Annotated in this window: 21 protein-coding genes; 9 read left to right on the top strand and 12 right to left on the bottom strand. The window is 61.1% G+C overall.

Annotation, left to right across the window (positions count from 1 at the left end):
• Nucleotides 1–52: 52 nt before the first annotated feature.
• Nucleotides 53–1,072 carry an NAD(P)-dependent oxidoreductase gene (locus tag ACP7E0_RS32650; protein ID WP_426131237.1) on the bottom strand — a complete coding sequence of 340 codons (1,020 nt, stop codon included), beginning with the start codon at nt 1,070–1,072 and terminating at the stop codon, nt 53–55.
• A 136-nt stretch (nt 1,073–1,208) separates the two neighbouring features.
• On the opposite strand from ACP7E0_RS32650, the gene ACP7E0_RS32645 reads away from it, so the two are divergent.
• Nucleotides 1,209–1,793, top strand: a complete 585-nt coding sequence (locus ACP7E0_RS32645; protein ID WP_426131235.1) for a TetR/AcrR family transcriptional regulator — start codon at nt 1,209–1,211, stop codon at nt 1,791–1,793.
• Nucleotides 1,794–1,816: 23 nt separating this feature from the next.
• On the opposite strand, the gene ACP7E0_RS32640 is transcribed toward ACP7E0_RS32645, so the two are convergent.
• The 7 genes from ACP7E0_RS32640 to ACP7E0_RS32610 all read right to left on the bottom strand — a co-directional run bounded on the left by ACP7E0_RS32640 (nt 1,817) and on the right by ACP7E0_RS32610 (nt 10,187).
• Entirely contained in the window at nt 1,817–2,482 is a 666-nt protein-coding gene (locus tag ACP7E0_RS32640) for a DUF2268 domain-containing putative Zn-dependent protease (protein ID WP_426131233.1), read from the bottom strand.
• Nucleotides 2,483–2,620: 138 nt separating this feature from the next.
• Entirely contained in the window at nt 2,621–3,562 is a 942-nt protein-coding gene (locus tag ACP7E0_RS32635; RefSeq protein ID WP_426131231.1) for a DUF4167 domain-containing protein, read from the bottom strand.
• A gap of 344 nt (nt 3,563–3,906) precedes the next feature.
• Nucleotides 3,907–4,779 (bottom strand): peptide chain release factor N(5)-glutamine methyltransferase, encoded by an 873-nt coding sequence (gene prmC, locus ACP7E0_RS32630; protein ID WP_426131229.1) that lies wholly within the window; start codon nt 4,777–4,779, stop codon nt 3,907–3,909.
• On the bottom strand, nt 4,776–5,858 hold the full coding sequence (gene prfA / locus ACP7E0_RS32625; RefSeq protein WP_426131228.1) for a peptide chain release factor 1: 1,083 nt from the start codon (nt 5,856–5,858) through the stop codon (nt 4,776–4,778). The genes prmC and prfA overlap by 4 nt, the downstream gene beginning before the upstream one ends.
• A 106-nt stretch (nt 5,859–5,964) precedes the next feature.
• Nucleotides 5,965–6,381 (bottom strand): endonuclease domain-containing protein, encoded by a 417-nt coding sequence (locus ACP7E0_RS32620; protein ID WP_426131226.1) that lies wholly within the window; start codon nt 6,379–6,381, stop codon nt 5,965–5,967.
• A 194-nt stretch (nt 6,382–6,575) separates the two neighbouring features.
• Nucleotides 6,576–8,843, bottom strand: a complete 2,268-nt coding sequence (gene ptsP, locus ACP7E0_RS32615) for a phosphoenolpyruvate--protein phosphotransferase (RefSeq protein WP_426131224.1) — start codon at nt 8,841–8,843, stop codon at nt 6,576–6,578.
• A gap of 90 nt (nt 8,844–8,933) precedes the next feature.
• Entirely contained in the window at nt 8,934–10,187 is a 1,254-nt protein-coding gene (locus ACP7E0_RS32610; RefSeq protein WP_426131222.1) for an aspartate kinase, read from the bottom strand.
• Between the two features lie 221 nt (nt 10,188–10,408).
• Between ACP7E0_RS32610 and ACP7E0_RS32605 the strand changes: the two genes are divergently transcribed.
• From ACP7E0_RS32605 to ppk2, 3 genes are all read left to right on the top strand, one after another.
• Nucleotides 10,409–10,813, top strand: coding sequence for a host attachment protein (locus ACP7E0_RS32605; RefSeq protein WP_113314412.1), 405 nt, complete (start codon nt 10,409–10,411; stop codon nt 10,811–10,813).
• Between the two features lie 504 nt (nt 10,814–11,317).
• Nucleotides 11,318–12,313: a glycerophosphodiester phosphodiesterase family protein gene (locus ACP7E0_RS32600; RefSeq protein WP_426131220.1), complete on the top strand. Its 996-nt coding sequence runs from the start codon at nt 11,318–11,320 to the stop codon at nt 12,311–12,313.
• 110 nt (nt 12,314–12,423) lie between these two features.
• A complete protein-coding gene (ppk2, locus tag ACP7E0_RS32595; protein ID WP_426131218.1) occupies nt 12,424–13,326 on the top strand; it encodes a polyphosphate kinase 2 in 903 nt (300 codons plus the stop codon).
• 165 nt (nt 13,327–13,491) lie between these two features.
• On the opposite strand, the gene ACP7E0_RS32590 is transcribed toward ppk2, so the two are convergent.
• A complete protein-coding gene (locus tag ACP7E0_RS32590; RefSeq protein ID WP_426131216.1) occupies nt 13,492–13,995 on the bottom strand; it encodes a winged helix-turn-helix transcriptional regulator in 504 nt (167 codons plus the stop codon).
• 92 nt (nt 13,996–14,087) lie between these two features.
• Here ACP7E0_RS32590 and ACP7E0_RS32585 point away from each other — a divergent pair, with 92 nt between their 5' ends.
• On the top strand, nt 14,088–14,747 hold the full coding sequence (locus ACP7E0_RS32585; protein ID WP_426131254.1) for a glutathione S-transferase family protein: 660 nt from the start codon (nt 14,088–14,090) through the stop codon (nt 14,745–14,747).
• A 162-nt stretch (nt 14,748–14,909) separates the two neighbouring features.
• Here the strand turns inward: ACP7E0_RS32585 and ACP7E0_RS32580 are convergent, their stop codons facing one another.
• The 3 genes from ACP7E0_RS32580 to ACP7E0_RS32570 form a co-directional block, all read right to left on the bottom strand.
• Nucleotides 14,910–16,241, bottom strand: a complete 1,332-nt coding sequence (locus ACP7E0_RS32580) for a histidine kinase dimerization/phospho-acceptor domain-containing protein (protein WP_426131214.1) — start codon at nt 16,239–16,241, stop codon at nt 14,910–14,912.
• 26 nt (nt 16,242–16,267) lie between these two features.
• Nucleotides 16,268–16,930, bottom strand: coding sequence for a response regulator transcription factor (locus tag ACP7E0_RS32575; RefSeq protein WP_426131253.1), 663 nt, complete (start codon nt 16,928–16,930; stop codon nt 16,268–16,270).
• 146 nt (nt 16,931–17,076) lie between these two features.
• Entirely contained in the window at nt 17,077–18,720 is a 1,644-nt protein-coding gene (locus tag ACP7E0_RS32570; protein ID WP_426131212.1) for a phosphoethanolamine transferase, read from the bottom strand.
• A gap of 295 nt (nt 18,721–19,015) precedes the next feature.
• Here ACP7E0_RS32570 and ACP7E0_RS32565 point away from each other — a divergent pair, with 295 nt between their 5' ends.
• From ACP7E0_RS32565 to ACP7E0_RS32550, 4 genes are all read left to right on the top strand, one after another.
• The gene (locus ACP7E0_RS32565) at nt 19,016–19,177 is read left to right on the top strand and encodes a hypothetical protein (RefSeq protein ID WP_426131210.1); all 162 of its coding nucleotides are present in this window, start codon (nt 19,016–19,018) and stop codon (nt 19,175–19,177) included.
• 208 nt (nt 19,178–19,385) lie between these two features.
• Nucleotides 19,386–20,363: an HWE histidine kinase domain-containing protein gene (locus ACP7E0_RS32560; protein ID WP_426131209.1), complete on the top strand. Its 978-nt coding sequence runs from the start codon at nt 19,386–19,388 to the stop codon at nt 20,361–20,363.
• Nucleotides 20,364–20,368: 5 nt separating this feature from the next.
• A complete protein-coding gene (locus ACP7E0_RS32555) occupies nt 20,369–20,749 on the top strand; it encodes a response regulator (RefSeq protein ID WP_426131207.1) in 381 nt (126 codons plus the stop codon).
• A gap of 178 nt (nt 20,750–20,927) precedes the next feature.
• Nucleotides 20,928–21,698, top strand: coding sequence for an SDR family oxidoreductase (locus tag ACP7E0_RS32550; RefSeq protein ID WP_426131205.1), 771 nt, complete (start codon nt 20,928–20,930; stop codon nt 21,696–21,698).
• Nucleotides 21,699–21,803 lie beyond the last annotated feature (105 nt).

Genomic DNA, 21,803 nt, shown 5'->3' with positions numbered 1-21,803 from the left:
TGGCTTTGCCAGCGGTCTGCCCCGCGCCGCACTCGAAGGCGAGGGACTGCAGTTAGACCGCAACCTTTTTGTTCTCAAATGACGTTCCGAACTCTTTCATGCGGCGGACAAAGTAAGCGGGATCGATCAGCACCTCCGGCAGGTAGAGGCCGGCCTTTGGCGCGTCTCCGCCCGCAAGACCGAGCAGCCGTTCCACAGCCAGCGCAACGCCCAGCGCCGTCAGCGGCGCCTGTCCCTGCGAATGGACGATTTCGTGGCGGTCCAGCCGGTGTTGACCGTCCGCCCCGTGCCCCTCGATCTCGATGGCGATTTCCGTCGAAAAGGGTTCACCGCGGCGGCGGCTGGCGGATTGGCTATAGGCAAGATCGAGCCGGATCCCCTTGGCACCGGTACTGGCGGCAAGCGCCATGATGTCGAAGGGCGAATAGGCCTGCGCCTCCAGTTCGACGCCATCGACACTGACATACCGTGCCTTGGCTTCGTCGCCACTCACCCAGTGCATCCTGCCATCTTTCACCGTCAGCGAGGCGGGGGCAGCACCGGTGATGCGATTGTAGTCGGCCAGCGCTGCAGGTCCGCCCATATCCTGCTCATCGAGCAGAACGCCGATGCGGATCGCGTCGACCTGTTGAAAACTCTTGGCAAACTCTAGCACCGGAAAGATCGCCGCGCCCGCCAGCCAATGGCTCGCGAGCAGGATCGGCGCCCGGTCCGGCGCATGGATATATTGCGCCACCTCCGGCCCGATTTCGAACGTGCCGCTGGAAATGCTGATATACGGAATACGGTGATGTTGCGCATAGCGCATCGAGGACAACTTGTCGTCCTTGACGAATACCGCAACTGCGCTGAACGCCTGATCGCCAGAATGCCCCAGGTCCGGCCGGTCGAGATCGACCTTGATACCCGTCGCCCCACCAATGTCCCTTGCAACCGCCTCTGCCTTGGCAAGGTCCCGGCCGCCGATAGCAAGCGGCAGATCGGGATGCAGCTTGCGAATGGTCCTTGCCGTCCAGCTTCCGACGACACCGGAGCCGCCGATGATCAGGACAGGGTTTAATTTGCTCGACATGGTCTTATCTCCTAGGACAATGACATCAGCGCTTTACCGATGCTACTATTAGTAAGTTACTACTAGTAGGTAATAGGTGAAATGCCGCTTTCAAGGGGCCGACCGGTCGATAGCAAGAAAATGGGGATGATGATCGATGGCGAAGCCGGAAGTGCGCAAACTCCCCAAGCCGGAGCGGCGGACGCAACTGCTTGACACAGCCCGGGACATCCTGCGCGAATGCGGCGCCGATGCCTTGACGCTCGGCCATCTGGCCGAGCGCGCAGGCGTCAGCAAGCCGATCGCCTATGAGCATTTCGGCACCCGTGAAGGCCTGCTGATCGCCCTGTCGGAAGAAATCGAAGCGCGTCATGTAGGAAAGTTGAAGGCGGGGCTCGAAAAGGCGCCGCCAACCCTTCCCGCAATTGCCGACGTTATCAGCTCCGCCTATATCGGTTGTGCGCTCGAAAGCGGTCCCGAATGGCTGGCCATGTCGGGAGCGTTGCGCGGCAATGCGCAGATGGATGCCGTCCAGCAGACGCTTGCCGACGATTATGTCGCCATCATCGCCGCGGCACTTGCCCGTTTCTCGACCCTGCCACCGGATGACCTGCGATTACGCTGCGTCGGTCTCGCCGGCGCTGCCGAAACCATGGCACGCGAACTCATCCGCGGCCGCATCGGCGAAAACACCGCATCTGCCAATCTCGCCGCACTGATCATGCACGGCATCGCCGCCTGAGGACCAGTTGCACGGGCGCAGGATTAGGAATCTTGTGCGCACCGCTCCAGCCCCACGGCCAGCACAATCTCCGCCGGAACATTCACCCACGTGGCGGCATCGATCTGCCCGGCTCTGGCCAGCCAACGCCCGGCAATCTGGTATCCCAGCGTGTAACCGAGCCAGCGCGGACGCGCGCCCGTGCCGAAGAACCAGCCACTATGGTCGTAGTGAAACGATGCAAGCTCCTCGGCTCCGGGGAGAGCGGCCTGCAGTACCTGCGGCGTCACGGCGCATTCCCATGGTTCCGGTTGCGCGCCCATGAGATGCCGCACAAACTGTCCTGCAAGTCCCTCGCTGACCAACGCTTCGCCCAGTGTATAGCCATAGCCGGGTCCCGCCATGCGCATGCAATGATGCACTTCATGGACGATCTGCCGGTGAAGCGCACCGTCGCTGAGACTGCGGATGAAATTCGGGTTGTCCATATCAACCGTCATCGAGAACATCGTGCTACGATAGGCCCGCCCGACAAGACCCATTTCAGGGATGGTTTCACCGGCAAGCCGCTGGATGAGAACATCAAGCCGCGGCGGCTGCAGCATCGCCGAAACAGTCCGGTAAGCCTGTTCGAACGCGGCGGTAATGTCAGCGCGATAGCCGGACAAATAACCTGAGGCCTCCAGCCAGTGCAAAGTCCAGCCATCCATTCAAGCGTCCTCTCATCCACCCCGTCGCGTCATGTCCGTATTTATGCCAGATCGCACCAACAAAAAACCCGGCCGCAAAGCGAACCGGGTTCTTCAACATGGTCTTGCAAAACCCGCCTTGCGGCAGCCTCTTGCGGATTACTCCGTCGCGGCGGGTTCCAGAGCCGGCGCATCGCCGCCCTGATCGCCACCGGCTTCGCCGGCTGCTGCTGCTTCGTCGCCACCGGCTTCGCCACGGCGTGGCTGGCGGCGCGGACGCGGAGCGGTGCGGCGGCGTGTCGGAGCGCGGCCAGTGGGTGCCTCCTCCTCCAGCGCAACCTCAACAGGCGTGCCTTCGATGATCGGCTGCGGGCCGGAGCCGTCGATGACGGGCTGCGGAGCGAGGTCCTGACGCGCCTGTGCCTGCTCGGCGCGGGGCTGCTCGGTGCGTTCGGGGCGCGGCGGACGCGGACGGTCCTGCTGGCGCTGGCGATCCTGGCGCGGACGCTCCTGGTCGGGCTGGCGCTGGCGGTCCTGCTGTTCGGGCTGCGGCTGTTGGCGCTCGCCTTCCGGCTGCTGGCGCTGCTGACGCTCACCTTCCGGCTGGCGCCGCTGCTGGCGCTCGGCCTGCTGGTGATGGCGCTCCTGCTCGAGCTGCTGGTCCTGGCCAACGGAATTCTCGTCGTTGTCGCCCTGGTCCATATCGTCGTCGCGCTCGTTGCCGTCGCGATCCTGGAACTCGTTGCGATCGTTGAATTCGCCACGGTCGTCCCGCTGAAAGCGTTCCTGCATCTGCGCCTGGGCGGCTGCGATGATGCGGTTGTAGTGCTCGGCGTGCTGCAGGTAGTTTTCAGCCACGACACGGTCACCGGAGCTCTGCGCGTCGCGCGCGAGCGTCGAGTATTTCTCGGCGATGTGCTGGGCGGTACCGCGGATCTTCACGTCCGGGCCAGAGCTGTCATAGGTCCGGGTGAGCGGGTTGGAACCCTTCCGGTTATGATTGTTATTGTTGTTGTTACCACCGCCGCCACTATTGTTGTTGCTGCTGGTATTGTTGTTGTTACGCCCACGGCCGCGCTTGTTCTGCTGTCCTGGCCTCATCGTTCACTCACCTGGATTCTCTTGATATTGATGATCTTGTGGCTTCGCGGCTTGCCAGAAATTCCTTATCAAGGGATTCCGGATCAAGCAGACACGCGCCGCGACCCAACCGCCTTTTGACGGTACCGTCGCTGGTTAAAGTCAAATTAACAGGTACCCGCACCAGGCACTGTCCAACCTTAGCAACTCTTTTGTGAGAGCAATCCTGCGGCAGGTCTGACCGGAACTAACCTCTGGTCTCTGACCTTCTGCCCAGTGCGTAGCTCGCAACCTAGCCCGCTTCCCGTGTGATTCCAAGCCTTTTCTTCAGGTTTTAGAAAAAGAACAGTCCATTATAGGCCGGTTTACAGGGCTTTGTTGCCGAAGGAGAACAGGATGGCCCGGTCGTTCCCGCCAAGGTCGCGCACCCGGTCGATCACCCGGAAGCCCTCGCCTTCGAAAAGTTGCCCGACGACCTGCAGCTGGTCGTAACCGATCTCGACCCCAACGATGCCATCGTCGGCAAGATGACGCGCGGCATGCGCGGCGATGGTGCGATAGGCGTCCAGACCGTCGGCACCGCCATCAAGCGCCAGCGCCGGATCATGATCGCGCACTTCCGGTGCCAAGGATGCAACCACATCAGTCCGTATATAGGGCGGATTTGACACGATGATGTCGAACTTGCCGACAATCCCCGAAAACCAGTCGCTTTCCACGGCCGAGAACCGCTCACCGAGACCGTTGCGCACGGCATTGGCATGCGCCATCTCCACAGCACCTGCGGATAGGTCGGACCCGACGCCGGTTGCTTCCGGAACGGCACTCAACAGCGCCAGGCAGATTGCCCCGGTGCCGGTTCCAAGATCAATCAGGTGGCAGGAGCCCTTCTCCGCCACGAATTTCTGCGCAAAGGGAATGAGCCCCTCGACGATCATCTCCGAATCCGGCCGCGGCTCCAGCGTGTCCTCCGACAGGCCGAGCGTCAGGCCATAGAATTCGCGGCTCCCGAGGATGCGGTGAACCGGCTCGTGCGCCGCGCGCCGCGCAATCGCATCGCGAATGCGCTGGGCGTCCTTGTCCGAAACGATCTCGGCGCCGCGCGTCATGAACGCCACCGCCGGCAGGTCGAGCAGGCCGGATATCAGCACGCGCGCATCGAGCGCCGCCTCGCCGATATGGGCCTGCAGAAATCGGGATCGTGCCTCAGCAAACAGGCTGTCCAGCGTATCGGTCATCCCTTGACCTCGCCGAGCTGCGCCAGCTGATCGGCCTGATAGTCGGCCAAAAGCGCATCGACCACCTCGTCGATCTCGCCCATCATCATCCGGTCGATCTTGTAGAGCGTCAGGTTGATACGGTGGTCGGTGACGCGCCCCTGCGGAAAATTATAGGTGCGGATGCGTTCCGAGCGATCGCCCGAACCGACCTGGCTCTTGCGCGATGCCGATCGTTCGCTATCGGCCTTCTGCCGCTCCATGTCATAGAGCCGCGAGCGCAGCACCTGCATCGCCTTGGCGCGGTTCTGGTGCTGCGATTTTTCTGAACTCGTGACGACGATGCCGGACGGCATATGGGTGATACGAACAGCCGAGTCCGTCGTGTTGACGTGCTGGCCACCGGCACCCGACGAGCGCATCGTGTCGATGCGGATGTCTTCCTGGCGGATTTCGATGTCGATGTCCTCGGCCTCAGGTAGAACGGCGACTGTGGCCGCCGACGTGTGAATACGTCCCTGCGTTTCCGTATCGGGAACGCGCTGCACCCGGTGCACGCCGGATTCGAATTTCAGCTTGGAAAACACCCCGCGCCCGGTCACCGTCGCAATGATTTCCTTAAAACCGCCGGCATCGCCATCGCTGGCCGAAAGCACCTCGACCTTCCAGCCCTTACCAGCTGCGTAGCGCTCATACATCCGGAAGAGATCGCCGGCAAAAAGCGCTGCTTCCGAACCGCCGGTGCCGGCACGGATTTCCAGGATGGCGCTCTTTTCGTCGGCCGCATCCTTGGGCAGAAGCAGGATCTGCATCTCCTGCTCAAGCTTTTCGATGCGCTCCTCGATGTCAGGCTTTTCCATGTCGGCCAGATCGCGCATCTCGCGGTCGGTATCCTTGGCGGTCAAAAGCATGCTGACGTCGGCAAGCTCGGCCTGCGCCTTCTCATACAGCCTGATCTTCGTCACCACCGGCTGCAGCTCGGAATATTCCGACGCCAGCTTCACATAGACGTCCGCCGCCGGCCCCTCGGCCATGCGCGCCTCGATCTCGGAAAACCGGCGCTCCAGCTCGCGCATTTTTTCAACAGGTAAGGTTGCCAATGTGTACTCCGTGGGTGCCGTTACGAAGAACGGCAATGTTCAAAAAACTCTTAGGATCGCGCGCCGTCCTCATTCGAATTTGAGGGTTGCTCAAGCTTGATCCATTTTATTGGGCGTCGTCGATTAGCCTTTGGGCTGGGACAAAAGTGAGATCAAATGACCTGACCTCCTGGACCAGCCGGTTTTCAACGATTTCCACGATGGTCTCCAATACGCGCTCGCGATCCTGAAGAACACACCCATTCCAAAAACGAACAACACTCCAGCCGTTGGTCACCATGTAAGCGTCCCGCTTTGCATCATGGCCGCTGTTTGCATGCTGACTACCGTCAACTTCAACGACGAGCCCGGCCTGTCTGCATGCGAAATCTGCAAAATATGGGCCGATCGGTAATTGCCGGAGAAATTTGAAGCCATTGAGACGACGCGCACGAAGCTCAAACCACAAAGCCTCCTCCGCATCATTTTCCACCCTGCGCAAACCGCGGGCACGCTCCGTTTTGTGTTTGTCCGGACCTCTCATTTCCTCCATCCGTAAAGGTAAGCCCCTCACCCTAACCCTCTCCCCGCATGGGAGAGTGGATGACCGAATTTGCCGCCCCTCCATCACCATCAGCATCGTTTTCAGGTTGAGAAGAGGAGAGGGTTCGCCGCTTGTCCCTTCTCCCCGTTTACGGGGAGAAGGTGCCCGACAGGGCGGATGAGGGGCAGCTTCCCCTAAAGCGGTACCCCAGTCTCCGCCGCGAATGCCACCAGCATTTCGCGCACCGATGTCTGGCTCCGCTTGTCGTCCAGCGCCGCATGCAGCATGGCCGAAAGCTTGTCGATATCGAGCGCCAGCAACATGGCCTTGACCGGCCCGACGGCCGTCGGCGACATCGAGACGGAGCGGTAGCCGATGCCAAGCAGCGCCATCGCCGATAGCGGCTTACTCGCCATTTCCCCGCATAGCGTTACCGAAGTCTCGTTGCGGTCGCCCGCCCGGACGATATCGCGCAGGATGCGCAGGAACGGCCTGCCGAGCACGTCGAACCGGTCGGACACCCGCGCATTGCCGCGATCGACCGCCATGGCGAACTGGAACAGGTCGTTGGATCCGACCGAGACGAAATCGACCTCGTCCATCAGCTCGTCCAGCTGCCAGAGCAGTGCCGGCACTTCCAGCATGGCGCCGAACTGCAGCTTGCGCGGCAGTTGCTCGCCGATCTTCGACTGCCGCTGGATTTCCTTTTGCAACAGCTCGCGCACGATGCGCAGCTCGGAGACTTCCGTCACCATCGGCAGCATGATGCGCAGCTCCTGGCCGGCCGAAGCCCGCAGCATGGCGCGCAGCTGTGTCCGGAGCAGGCCGGGACGATCGAGCGACAGGCGAATCGCCCGCCAGCCGAGCGCCGGGTTTTCCTCTTCCGCCGCGCGGAAATAGGGCACCACCTTGTCGCCACCGATATCGAGCGTGCGGAAAGTCACGGGCTTGCCGGCCGCCTGTTTCATGACGTTGCGATAGAACAGCTCCTGCTCTTCCATCTTCGGCATGGTCGAGGCGATCATGAACTGCAGCTCGGTCCGGAACAGGCCGATGCCCTCGGCCCCGGATTCGGCCAGCTGCGGCAGATCGACCAGAAGGCCGGCATTCATCTGCAGTTTGATCCGCTTTCCGTCCAGCGTCACCGGCTCGACGCCGCGCAACGCCTTGAACTGCTCCTGCTTGCGCGCGCGCAGCCGGACCTTTTCCTCATACGCCCGCTGCAGATCGGCCATCGGCCGCAAATGCACCTTGGCGTCGTCGCCATCGACGATGATCGCGTCGCCATTTTCGGCCAGCGCCACGACGCCCGCCGCCTGGCCGACCACCGAAATGCCCATGGCCCGCGCGACGATCACCACATGGCTGGTCACCGCACCGTCTTCTAGCACCAGGCCGCGCACGTTTTCGCGCGGATAATCGAGCAGCTCGGCCGCCCCCATGGCGCGTGCGACGACGATCGCATCGGTGGGGAAATCCGTCGCCGACATCTTGGCGCCGTAGCCGGTCAGCTGCCTGAGCAGCCGGTTGGCCAGATCGTCGAAATCATGCATGCGCTCGCGCAGATACGGATCCGTCAGCCGGATCATCCGCGCCTTGGTTTCGCTCTGCACCCGCTCGACCGCCGCTTCCGCCGTCAGGCCGTTGCGGATCGCTTCTTCGAGCTTGCGCACCCAGCCGCGGTCATGCGCAAACATACGGTAGGCTTCCAGAACGGCCCGGTGCTCGCCTTCCATGGAAACGTCGCGGCGCGACAGCATGTCGTCGATCGAGATGCGCAAGGATCCCAGCGCTTCCGCCAGCCGGCCAAGCTCATGATCGGTATCGTCATTCAAAAGATTGGTGACGACGATGCGCGGTTCGTGCAGCACGACGTAGCCGAGGCCGATACCGTCGTTGAAACTTGAGCCGTCGATCGTTACCGGCCGCGAAAGGTCAAGTTCCAGCCCCGGGCGGGTGAGCTTTTTCAGTTCCCCGGTCGCCACCATTTCGGCCAGCACCATCGCCGTCGTTTCCATCGCCTCGACCTCGTCGTCGCGATAGGTGCGGCTGGCCTTGTTCTGCACGACGAGAACGCCGAGCGAGCGGCCGGTGCGCAGGATCGGCACGCCAAGGAAGGAATGATAGATTTCTTCCCCGGTCTCCGGCAGGTAGGTGAAGGCCGGATGCGCCTGTGCGTCGGAAAGGTTGAGCGGCCGTGCCGAGGCTGCGATTGTGCCGACGAGGCCCTGCCCCATCTTCAATTGCGCCAGATGCACGGCGCCCTTGTTCAGACCTTCGGTGGCGTAGAGTTCGAGCACGCCGTCTGAGCGCAGCACGTAGACCGAACACACTTCTGCGACCATGTTCTGCGCAATCTGGCGAACAATCTGGTCAAGGCGATCCTGCGGCTCTAGCGGTTCCGCCATCAGTTCGCGCAACCGCTTGAGGAGGACGCGTGGACCCGCAGAGAGGTCTCTCATCGCGCAACTTCTCCCGAATAAAAGTCAACAACTGCAAGCGGTAATTTGTTCCCGCTTATATAAGCGAAAACGCCGTCATCACCGCTCGCCTTAACTCTTATCCAGACCGTAGACGGAATGCAAAGTGCGAACGGCCAATTCGGCATAAGCACCATCGATCAGGATGGAAATCTTGATTTCCGAGGTGGTGATTGCCTTGATGTTGATGCCTTTTTCGGCAAGTGCGCGGAAAGCGGACGCGGCCACGCCCGCATGGCTGCGCATGCCGATGCCGATGACCGAGACTTTGACCAGGCCTGATTCGTTCTGGATGACGTCGAAGCCGATCTTGTCCCTCGAATCGTTCAGCACCTTCAGGGCCTTGTCGACGTCGGTGGATGGCACCGTGAACGTCATGTCGGTCTTGGAACCGTCTTCGGAAATGTTCTGGACGATCATGTCGACATTGATATGGGCTTCGGCCAGGGGGCCGAAGATGGCGGCGGATACGCCGGGCCGGTCGGCTAGGCGCCGCAGCGAAATCTGCGCTTCATCCTTGGCATAGGCGATGCCGGTGACGACTTCCTGTTCCAAAATCTCATCCTCATCACAAATCAGCGTACCGGGCGGGTTCAGAAAGTCGCCCATGCCCGGCGCGTCGGGGTCTACGAAACTGGAGCGCACGAAGGTGCGAACCTTGAATACCATGGCAAGCTCGACCGAGCGAACCTGTAGGACCTTGGCGCCGAGCGACGCCATTTCCAGCATTTCCTCAAACGCGATCTTCTTCAGGCGCTTGGCCTTCGGCTCGATGCGCGGGTCGGTGGTGTAGACGCCGTCGACATCGGTATAGATGTCGCAACGATCCGCCTTGACCGCAGCGGCGATTGCAACTGCCGATGTGTCGGAACCACCGCGGCCGAGCGTCGCGATCCGGTTGTCGGGTCCAAGCCCCTGAAAACCGGCAATGACCGCCACCTGCCCCTCGCCAAAACGGCGGATCAGTTCAGTGCCGTCGATTTCCATGATGCGCGCCGCGCCATGGGCGTTGTCGGTCCTGATCGGGATCTGCCAGCCCTGCCAGGAGCGGGCGTTGATACCGATATTCTGCAGCGCCAGCGCGAGAAGCCCCGAAGTCACCTGCTCGCCGGAGGCAACGACGGCGTCGTATTCGCGCGCATCGTGCATCGGCGAGGCATCGCGCGTCCAGGCAACCAGCTCGTTGGTCTTGCCCGACATCGCCGAAACCACCACCGCAACCTCGTGGCCGGCATCGACTTCACGTTTCACATGGCGGGCCACATTCCTGATGCGATCCATATCCGCGACGGACGTGCCGCCGAATTTCATCACGATGCGTGCCATGTGCCTCTACCGGTCGAAAATTGCGTCGCGCGCGGGCGCGATTTTTAAAAGTTGCGGTCTCTTAGCGAAATTGGGGGCGGCGTGCAATGGCGGCGGACGGGGCTTTTGGTCCGCAGCCATGGTGTCATGGAACGATCCCGGGCCCAGGGGGTTACTCTAGCTTGGAAACAAGCATTGCCGCCCACCGGTGGAACACGCATTGCGCAGCATGGAGACCAGATATGAACCTTCCCCAGAATACGATTATTGCCGTGGCCGATGGCGAAAAGCTGAGCCTGTTTCAAAACGAGGGCGATGCGGCCAATGTTAAGTTGAAGGCGATGCCCGCGGAAGATATCGACGCCTCGAAAATCTCCTCCGGCGGCCGCCATTCCAGCAGCGCCGCCAATCCGGATGACAGCCAGCAGGAAGAAGACGGCTTTGGCAACGGCGTCGCGAACATGCTCAACAAGCAGGTGCTCGACGGCAAGATCAAGAGCCTCGTCATTATCGCAGCACCCCGCACTTTGGGTGAGATGCGCAAGAGCTACCACAAATCCCTGTCCGATATTCTCGTCGGCGAGCTGGACAAGGACCTGACCGGCCACTCGATCCAGGACATCGAAAAAGCGCTCGCTGCAGCCTAAGGCTCTGTCCGGCCGGCACCCACGACACCGCCACGGCCCGCCAGCGATGGCGGGCCTAACATGACTGAAAAACCGAAATTCGGCGATTTGACGGGAGCGGAACTCCACTCTCCGTCATCCTCGCCCTCGTGGCGGGGATTCTGTGTATTGAAACTGTGCTTATATCGATGCGGGCGGAAGGCCGTCGGGATCCCGGTCGTTAGAGACCGTTTGCTGGCTCTGGTCCTCTTGCCTGTTGGCCAGGCAGAGCGTTCCGCGTCGTCTTCGAGGCGACGGGACGCTACGATCGGCACCTGCTCTCCCGCCTGCCGGCAAACCATACCGGCCGCATCTGGACCAACGGGGATGTGTGCGCAATGATCTTCCAACTCGACCGCATCAAGCAGGAACCTGCAAACAGCCGTCGCCTCCGCCTTGCATCCGTTAGATAGATCATCCAAGTCGCCGCATTCTCGCCCAGTCCATCGGCATGTTTGACGAATGGGTCGAATCGGAGGTGGGGTTATGGGGATTGGAAAATTCCGGCGCCTGTGCTGGGCCGGCGAGGTCATGGGCCTGCTGGCAGTATTCATCTACATCAACAACACCAGCCTCTTCACGACACGGCCGACCGCCGCGCCAACGCTGCTGGCCCATCGCGGCATTGCACAGCAATTCGATCCGACGGGTGTCGACAGGGATACCTGCACCGCCAGCCGCATGCTGCCTCCAACCCACAGCTATCTCGAAAATACCATCGCCTCGATGCGCGCCGGTTTCGCCGCTGGTGCTGATATCATTGAGGCCGACATCCACCCGACCACCGACGGCCAGTTCGCGGTGTTCCACGATTGGACGGTGGACTGCCGCACCGAAGGCAAGGGCGTCACCCGCAACCATTCGATGGCAAAGTTGAAGACGCTCGACATCGGCTATGGCTATACCGCCGATGGCGGCAGGACTTTCCCGTTCCGCGGCAAGGGCATCGGCCTGATGCCGACGCTCGGCGAAGTCCTCACCACCTTTCCGGACAGGCCGCTGCTCATCAACATCAAGAGCAACGACCCCGAAGAGGGCAGGAAATTGGCTGCGGTTCTGACAGCCCTGCCTGCGGATCGCCGCAAGACGCTGATGGTCTATGGCGGCGACAGGCCGATTGCCGCCTTGCGTGTTGCCCTGCCCGATATGCGCACCATGTCGCGCAGCTCGCTGAAAACATGCCTGCTGCGTTACATCGGCACCGGCTGGACCGGTATCGTGCCGCAGGCGTGCCGCGATACACTGGTGCTGGTCCCCATCAACATCGCGCCCTGGCTCTGGGGCTGGCCCGACCGTTTTCTCAATCGCATGGAGGCAGCAGGCAGCCGGGTGTTTGCACTCGGCCCTTATTCCGGCGGCGATTTCTCGACCGGACTGGACACCCCGGAACTGCTGTCACGCCTGCCGGAAAACTATTCCGGCGGCATCTGGACCAACGAGATCGAAACGGTCGGCGGGGAACTTCGCGGCGACGGCCGGTAGCGACGGTCGCCGGCCGTTTCAAACCGGTAAACCGGGAGAACAATCCCGCTGTCATAGACCTGTCATGAAGACCTGCTCCTGTGCCAGCGACCAACGGGGATGTGTGACCAATGATCGACCAACTCGACCGCATCAAGGCGGAAATTGCCGACAGTTTCGACGAAGAGCTGGAAATGCAGATGGAGGAAGACCGGCTTGACGAGCTGGTCGCCGAGGGCATGTCGGGGCCGGCTGAACCCACACTCGAGCGCAAGACCTATTTTCGCGAGCTGTTCCGCCTGCAGCATGAGCTGGTGCGCCTGCAGGATTGGGTGCATTACAAGAAGCTCAAGGTCGTCGTGCTGTTCGAAGGCCGCGACAGTGCCGGCAAGGGCGGCGCCATCAAGCGCGTCACCCAGCGGCTCAATCCGCGCGTCTGCCGTGTCGTCGCCCTTCCTGCCCCCACGGAGCGCGAGAAGAATCAATGGTATTTTCAACGCTACGTGCCGCACCTGCCGACCGCGGGCGAAATGGTGCTGTTCGACCGCTCCTGGTACAACCGCGCCGGCGTCGAACGCGTCATGGGCTTCTGCTCGCCGGAAGAACTCGACGAATTCTTTCGCACTGTTCCGGAATTCGAGCGCATGCTGGTGCGCTCCGGCATCATCCTGATCAAATACTGGTTCTCGATCACCAACGAGGAACAGGAATTCCGCTTCCAGATGCGCATCCACGATCCGCTGAAACAGTGGAAACTGTCGCCCATGGACATGGAAAGCCGCGTTCACTGGGAAGATTACACCAAAGCCAAGGAAGAGATGCTGGCGAAAACCCACATCGAGGAAGCCCCTTGGTGGGTCGTCCAGGCGGTCGACAAGAAGAAGGCCCGCCTCAACTGCATCGCCCACCTCTTGGCCCAGATCCCCTACGAGGACGTGCCGAAGCCCGACCTCGTCCTGCCCGAACGCGTCCGCAACGACGACTACCAGCGCCACCCGGTTCCACCGGAGCTGTATGTGCCGGAAGTGTATTGAGCGCAGCCAGGAAACTGCAATTCCTTTGCCAGAAGGCCCCTCATCCGCCCTGTCGGGCACCTTCTCCCCGTAAACGGGGCGAAGGGGCAAGCGGCAAACTCCGAGACAGTCCCCTCTCCCCGCAAGCGGGGAGAGGGTTAGGGTGAGGGGCAGTCAGGGCCTCCCTCAGCCCACAACCCCCACATTCCGCGCCACCACCGCCAGATACGCCACCTGCAGTTCCGCAAATACCGAGCGCTCCGGCACCGGCGCATCCAGATGCAGAGCCCGCAACTCCTCCATGAAATCAGTCCACATCGTCGGCCCGCCCTCCTCCAGCAGTTCGGCGCGGATAGAAAGCTCTTCGGATGCCCGTGTGTGCCGCCTGCCCCAGGCGCCCATCTGTGCCAGCAGCGGCACCAACTGGATCGATGGTTCGGTCAGGCTGTAGATGCCCTTCTGCTTGTGACTCGGGTCGTCGCGGCGCGAAAGCAGCCCGCTTTCGGTCAGCCGCTTTAGCCGGTCTGCCAGGATATTCGAGGCGATCCCCTCTTCCGAATGGGTCAAAAGCTCGCGAAAATGCCGGCGGTTGCCGAACATCAGATCGCGGATGATGATCAGGCTCCAGCGATCGCCGAGCATTTCCAGTGTAAGATTGATCGGGCAACCCGATCGCTGCACAGTGTCCACGGCGCGCCCCTTGCTAAAACCACTTGCAATATAGGATCAGTTATTCTACGAGACAACCAGTTGCAAATTGAAATCAGTTTTGGGAGGATATGATGAAACCGCAGCTCTTTGCCCACCCCTTCTCATCCTATTGCCAGAAGGTACTCGTGGCGATCTACGAGAACGGCACCGCATTCGAGTATCGCATGCTCAGCCCGGAGGAGGCGGGCACTGTCGAGGAATGGGAAGCGATCTGGCCGATCAAGCGTTTTCCGGTGCTGAAGGACGGCGAAAACGCCGTGATGGAGGCAACCATCATCATCGAATATCTGATGCTGAATTATCCCGGCAGCGTCCGCCTGATCCCCGACGATCCGCAGGCGGCACTCCGCACCCGGATGATGGACCGCTTCTTCGACAATTACGTCATGACGCCGATGCAGAAGGTGGTGTTCAACCAGATCCGCCCGGAGACTGAGCGCGATCCCTATGGCGTCACCGAGGCCAAGGCGATGCTGGACGATGCCTATGGCTGGCTTGACGGCGTCGTCGCCAAAACCGAATGGGCCGCCGGCGAGACGTTCAGCCTTGCCGATTGCGCCGCCTGCCCGTCGCTGTTCTACGCCGACTGGGTTCATCCGATCCCGGAGGCATTTGCGAACGTCCGCGCCTACCGCGCCCGCCTGCTTGCCCGCCCGTCCTTCGCCCGTGCCGTCGACGAAGGCCGCCCCTATCGGTCATTCTTCCCGCTTGGAGCGCCGGACAGGGATTGAGGAGCCGACGGCTCCCTCTTCTCCCCCACGGGGAGAAGTGCCGAGCGCATGCGAGGCGATGGGGGGGTCTTTCCACGAACCCGGAGCGTACCGCCCCCTCATCCGGCCCTTCGGGCCACCTTCTCCCCGCTGGGGAGAAGAGGAAGGGCGCCGCCTCCTCAATCATCCAGAAGCGTCCCCGGACTTGAACCGCAGCACCACCTCGAACCCGTCAGACCGGCCTGTCGCTGGCGAAAGCACCTCGAATCCGGCCTTCATCTGCTGCAGCAACCGCTCGGCGATCGACAGGCCTAGCCCCGAGCCCGGCGATGTCGTCGCCCCGCGCCCGAAGCGCTTGCGGATGCCCGCCAGTTCATCCGGAGAAAGCGCCGCAGCACCATTGACGATACGGACAACGCCGCCCGTCTCCAGCCGAATGTCCACCGGCTCGTCCCTGTCACCGTGCAAAAGGGCATTCTCGATCAGGTTGCGCAACACGATGGCAAAAGCATCCTGGCTGTAGCTTCCTTCAAGCACCGCCCCTGCGTCGCGCTGAAAGCACAGCCGCCCGGCGGCCGGATCACGGCGCTCGAAATCGGTGACGACCAGTTGCAGAACCGGCACAAGATCGACAAAACCGGCGCCGCTGCCGATCCCGGCTTCGGCCCGTGCCAGCTGCAGCAGTTTTTCAGCCGTATGGCCAAGGTTGATCAGCGAGGTTTCGATCTGCTGCGCCCGCCGCTTTTTCGGGCCATCCAATTCGGCGATCAGCAGCTGCGTCTGCGCCAGCGCCCCGGCAATCGGCGTACGCAGCTCATGAGCGCTGTTGGCGGTGAATTCGCGTTCGGCGTCGAAGGCCGATTGCAGCCGCACCAGCAGATGGTTGACGGAACGGGCAATCGGCCGGAGCTCGCGCGGCAGCATTCCAGCTGGCACCGGCGCCATGTTGCCGCCGTCCTTTTCCTCGATCGCCTTGCGCAGGCCATCGACTGGCGCAAGCGTCCTGCGCACGATCAGCCGGATCAGAAGCACGCTGACCGGGATCAGCACAAGCACCGGCAGGAACAACGCCATGCCGCCTTCCGTCAGCGCTTCTGACCGGTTCGCCAGCGCATCCGCCACTTGCACGAAGATCGTGTTGTCGTCCGTCGCCGCCGTGAAAAAACGGTAGCTGTTATCCGTCCAGAAGCCCCGCTTCAGCGGCGCATCGAAGGGTGCCTCGGGTGCGTCGTGAGACCGGAAGAGAACCTCGCCTGCCGCATTGCGCACCTGATAGACCAGATATTCCGCATCGCCGTCATCGGCGCCCTCGCGCAGCTGGTGCGGATAGGCAGACCCAGCCCGCTGATCGAGATCGCCCACAACCAAGGGCACAAGACGCTCGGCCGTTTCCTGCAGCGATCCGTCGAAGATTTCCCCAAACTCGTCATGCATGACCGAAATGCCAAGTCCGGCGGCTATCAGCCAGAAGGCCGTTGCAGCCCCTGTCAGCCACAGGATCAGTCGCCGCGTCATGCTTTTTCCGGCAGGCTTTGCCCGCCTCATGCCGGCACCCCGATCTTGTAGCCGACACCGCGCACGGTCACGACATGATCCCGGCCGAGTTTCTTGCGCAACCGGCTGACATAGACCTCCACGGTGTTGCTTTCGATTTCCGAGCCGAAGGCATAGAGCGCCTCTTCAATCTGCGCCTTGGAAATGATCGCGCCCGGCCGCGACAAAAGCGTGTCGAGCACCGCCCATTCGCGGCCCGAAAGGCCGACTTCCTCCTCGCCGGCAAACACCCGCCGGTCGACCGGGCTGATCTTCAGGTCACCGAAGCGGATCACCGGTGAAATATTGCCGCCATAACGGCGGATGACGGCAAGCATGCGCGCGGTCAGTTCACCAAGGTCGAACGGCTTGACGAGATAATCGTCGGCGCCGCTGTTCAAGCCTTCGATCCGGTCGGATATCTGGTCGTGCGCCGTGAGGATGATCACCGGGGTCGCGTTGCCTGCCGTCCGCAACTCTTTCAGAAGGGCGATGCCGCTGCCATCCGGCAGGCGAAGATCGAGCAGGATAAGCCCATAGCTCACGGCCCGGAGGGATGTGCGCGCATCGTCGAGCGTCTTCATCCAGTCGACCGCATGATCGGCAGCCGCGATATGATCGCGTACGGCCTCTCCCAGTATCTCATTGTCCTCGACGAGCAGAACGCGCAAGCCGCTGGTCCTTTTCACGGTCAGCTTTCTTCGCATTCTTATTCCCTCTTTGCACTGCGCCGTCAAACCGCTTTGATGCCGCGGCAACAGGCCCGCTCCCGACTAGCGGCAGCAGGCGTAAAATTCACAGCCTGCATCCGGCCGCTTCAGGAGCCAGCACTCGTCCGGCAGTCCGACAATACGTCGAGCGATGGATCATAAACCGAGGTGGCGACATTCATCATGCCGAGCACCGTATGGAACAGATTGTCGTGCGACTTCGGCTCGCTTGTCTCCTTGGCAAGACATGCCTGGTCGATGCCGGCCTTCGCCTGCTTGCCCAGCCAGAGCACGAAGGGAACATGGGTCTGCTGCGAAGGCGCGATGAAATAAGGTGCGCCGTGCAGGTAAAGCCCATGCTCACCCAGCGATTCGCCATGGTCGGACATGTAGATCATCGACCCCGCTATTGTGTCCTCGCGGGCCTTCAGCATGTCGATGACAGCCGAAAGCATGTAGTCGGTGTAGAGCACGCTATTGTCATAGGCGTTGACGATTTCCGCGCGCGAGCAGTTGCCCAGCTCCGGCGTCCGGCAATCCGGGGTAAAGCGGCGGAAGGCCTCGGGATAACGCTGAAAATAGGCCGGCCCGTGGCTGCCAATCTGGTGCAGCACCAGCACGCTGTCGCCCTTGACAGCATCGAGCCATGCGCCGAGCCGATCGAGGTGCACGTCGTCCTGGCATTCGTGATTGACGCAGAAACGCGGGTCGTTGATGTCCGAGAACGACGTGTAGCCGATGCGGCTGGCAATCCCCTTGCTGCCGGTATTGTTATCCCACCATTCCGATTTGATGCCCGCATGCGCCATGACGTCGAGGACGTTTTCGGTCGCAAGGCCCTTGGCATGCGTGTAGCTGCTGCGGGTATAGACCGAAAACATGCACGGCAGCGAAACCGCCGTCGCCGTGCCGCAGCTCGATGTATCGGTGAAATAGCTGATATCCTCGGTGGCAAGCTTCGGATTGGTCAGGCGATCATAGCCGTTCAACGAAAAATTCTCCGCCCGCGCCGTCTCGCCCGCGACAATGATGGTCACGCGCGGCCTTCCGGATGCAGCTGGCGCGACGACATGCGCATCGGTTCCCAGCGGCTGGACGGCCAGTGCTTCTTCCTCCCCGCTCGCAAGGATGTAACTGATGGCGCTGACAATCGGCGTCACCGGGTTCAGTGTCGCAACAAGATCGCGGTGCCCGCGGATCGCCGCCGTGAAGGTGCGCACATTGGCAAGGCTGACCGACGCGAACACCGCCAGGCACGAAATGATCAGCACCAGGTTCCACTTGAACTTCTGAAAGAACGGCCGGTGCTCGACCCGCACCAGCGCGATCAGCAGCGAAGGGATAACGCCGAACACCAGCATATGGCTGATAAAGCCTGCCGTCAGCAGATGCCCGGCCTCCGAACCAGTCGTCTCGGCGGCATTGCGGATCATATCGACATCGATGATCACGCCGAAATAATCCATGAACCGGGACGCTGCCGCCGCGCTCATGATGAACAGGATGAACAGCGGCTTGGTGAGATATTTTACCGATACCGAAATACAGATCGCCGAAAACAGCGCAAAAAGCCCGATGGCGAGCAGAACCAGTGCAAAGCTCGGCGCACCGAGATAGTCGATCGCCTTGATCCAGAAGGTCCGGTTCGTCAGGAAGACGAGGTAAAACGCCACGATCACGCTCAGCGATGCGCTACTGATGACGGGACGCTTCAGACGGGGAACGGTCGTCGAAAAAGTATCCAATGACACCGGTGGTCTCCTGCGGAATATCGAACGGCAAATATCGAACGGATGGAGACGGCGGCGGACCCTGTACGCACAAACCCGGACTGTCAGCCACAGCCGCTGCAGCAGCGTCCGCCGTCGTCTCCATGCCGGATATCTGCTCCGGTTTTCTGACAGGAACCTGAACGGGGAATGGCGGGGAAATACCCGCACGCCGGGCACTGTCCATCCGATGCGGGGGAAACGCTGTTTTTCCTGTGCGTTCAGGCTCCTGTCAGCTTTGCCCAGCACAATGGCCGCAGATATTGGAGATTGCTGTTTGAAAGCGCGCCGGATACCACTTGGATTGCTCTACATCGTCACGCTCATCCTGGTGATCGTCCTCATTCCGCTCATTCAGTTTTCCAGCTCCCAGTCCTCCGCGATGATGCACCGGCAATCCTCGGCAATGACGTTGCGCATGGACAAGATGAAGCTTTGAAGAGCCCTCATGACTGACTGGCGCGTGCCATCCGCGCAGGAACTGAGGCATGGCGTCCGTCGTCAAAAACCGCCGAAAACGATCGTTCAAAGCCCTTTTCAAAATGGAGCGGTGCCCTAGTATCTCTGTTGAGATCCAATTTAAGCACCCGAAGGTCGAAGCAAACAAACAGCACATCGACTTGAAATGCTCAGGAAGATAAACAGAGATGATGCTGGAAGACCTTTATCGATTACTGAAAAGCGGACACGTCCAGGCACAGGGCGTCGTTGATACGATGACGCAGCCCATCGTGGTTCTTGATCAGAGTTTCTGCGTGAGCACCGCGAACAACGCCTTTATCAAGACTTTCAAGGTCGCGCGGGACGATATCCTGGGGGAGAGCTTCTTCAGCCTCGGGGACGGCCAGTGGGACATTGCGGAGCTCAAAAACCTAATAGCATCGGTCATCCCGAAAGCCGCAGCGGTAATCGGCTTCGAGGTGAAGCATGTTTTTCCAACGATCGGGCCGCGAACCTTCCTTGTCGATGCCCGCCGCCTCATCCACCCGAATGATAACGGCACGAATATCCTCGTCCTCTTCGATGACGTCACGGACCGTCAGCACCGCGATGCCGAAATGGAGTTCATTGTCTCTGAAACGCGGCATCGGATGAACAACCTTTTTGCCGTGGTGCGTTCAGTTGCAATGCAGACCAGCGTCGAAGATCGCACAGCCGTTGACTATCGCGAAACGCTGCTTGGACGCTTGGAAACGACTTTCCGCGCTCAGGAAATCGCCGCGACCAATGACGCAGCTGATTTTGAGGACATATTGAGACTGGCAGCCGGCGAACTGGGAGGAAACCGCGTCCTCTGCGAGGGTCCGGCTATCGAGCTCGAAAGCCCGAAGGTACTTTCCGTCAGCTTGATTTTCCACGAATTGACTACCAATGCGGTGAAATACGGTGCCTTTTCCACACCCGAGGGGAAAGTCCACGTCACGTGGATGCTGGATACAGCCTCGCAGGAGCGGCCATACCTGACCTGCAAATGGCGCGAGGAAAAAGGCCCTCCCGTAAAACTCCCCGAACGGAAAGGCTATGGCACGAAATTAATCAAAGGCACCTCCGCTCAACTGGGCGGCGAGGTGGAACTTATCTATGCGCCAGGCGGTTTAACCGCTGTACTCAAAATGCCGGTGTGATGACAATGCGCAATCCTGTGGGAGATCTCGAACATAGGGCCTGCGTTCTTGTTGTTGAGGATGAGGTGTTCCTGGCAATGGAACTTGAAACCGCCTTGATCGAAGGCGGCTTCAGGGTGCTGGGGCCGGCAGCCTCAGTCAAGGATGCGCTTGAGCTGCTCGGCGGCGAATGCCCCGATGCCGCAGTTCTCGATTTCAATCTCGGCAGGGACAAGGTCACACCTGTCGCCCTTCAATTAAAATCGCTCGGCGTGCCCTTTGTCCTCGCCAGCGCCAGCAGCGCAGCCGAATTGTCACGCTATGCTGTCCTTGCGGATATTGCCAACGTGGGGAAACCAACGGATTTGAAGCGCCTCGTGGCCGCCGTCCGTGCTCTCCATGAATGAGCGTTACCAACGCGCCATGCGCGTCGATGGCAGCGCCTCGATCAACCGGACGTAAAAAATCATCCCCGCTCTTCGCAACCCTCCTGGCGAACGTACAGAAAAAGGGCGCAGGAAACGGGTGGCGGCGTCCCGCCCTTTGCTGCGATTGAACCTCCCTCAACCAAGAGGAGTCTCAATCATGTCCACGCTTTCCAACAAGGTCGCCATCATCACCGGCGCCAGTTCCGGCATCGGCCGGGCAACGGCAAAACTGTTTGCCCGCGAAGGTGCAAGCCTGATCGTCTCGGGCCGCCGCCGGACCGCCCTTGATGAACTCGTCGCCGAAATCGAGGCCGAAGGCGGCAAGGCTGTCGCCATCGACGGCGATGTCCGCGACGAAGCCCATGCCCGGACCCTGGTCGATGCAGCAACGGGGATATTCGGCGGCCTCGACATCGCCTTCAACAACGCCGGCACCACCGGGGAAATGGCCCCGATCGCCGACCTTTCGACCGCCGGCTGGCAGGAAACCATCGACACCAACCTGACAAGCGCCTATTTCGGCGCCAAGTATCAGGTCCCGGCCATGGCAGCGCGCGGCTCAGGCTCTGTGATCTTCACCTCCAGCTTCGTCGGGCATACCGCAGGCATGCCGAACACCAGCGCCTATGCCGCCGCAAAGGCCGGATTGATCGGCCTGACCCAAAGCCTTGCTGCGGAACTGGGAGCGAAGGGCATCCGCGTCAACGCGATCCTGCCGGGCGGCACCGATACGCCGATGAGCTTTACCAATGCGCCCGGCGCCGGACCGGAGGTTCTTGCCTTCGTCGAAGGCCTGCATGCCCTGAAGCGCATGGCAAAGCCGGAGGAGATTGCCCGCTCCGTGCTCTACCTCGCCTCCGATGCGTCAAGCTTCACGACCGGCACCGCCATGCTCGTCGATGGCGGCGTCTCGATCAACCGGACGTAAAAAATCATCCCCGCAAATCCCCGCCCTCAAAACCCGTGCCATACTCTTTGCGTCCCACCACGGATACACCGGTTTGCGTTGCCGGCGAGGTGGGGCCGGTGCCCG

The organism is Pararhizobium sp. PWRC1-1, from assembly GCF_049897905.1.
In the GTDB taxonomy this organism is placed as follows: domain Bacteria; phylum Pseudomonadota; class Alphaproteobacteria; order Rhizobiales; family Rhizobiaceae; genus Pararhizobium.
Note: the sequence above shows the minus strand (reverse complement) of the source record. Positions and strands in the feature narration are given on the sequence as shown.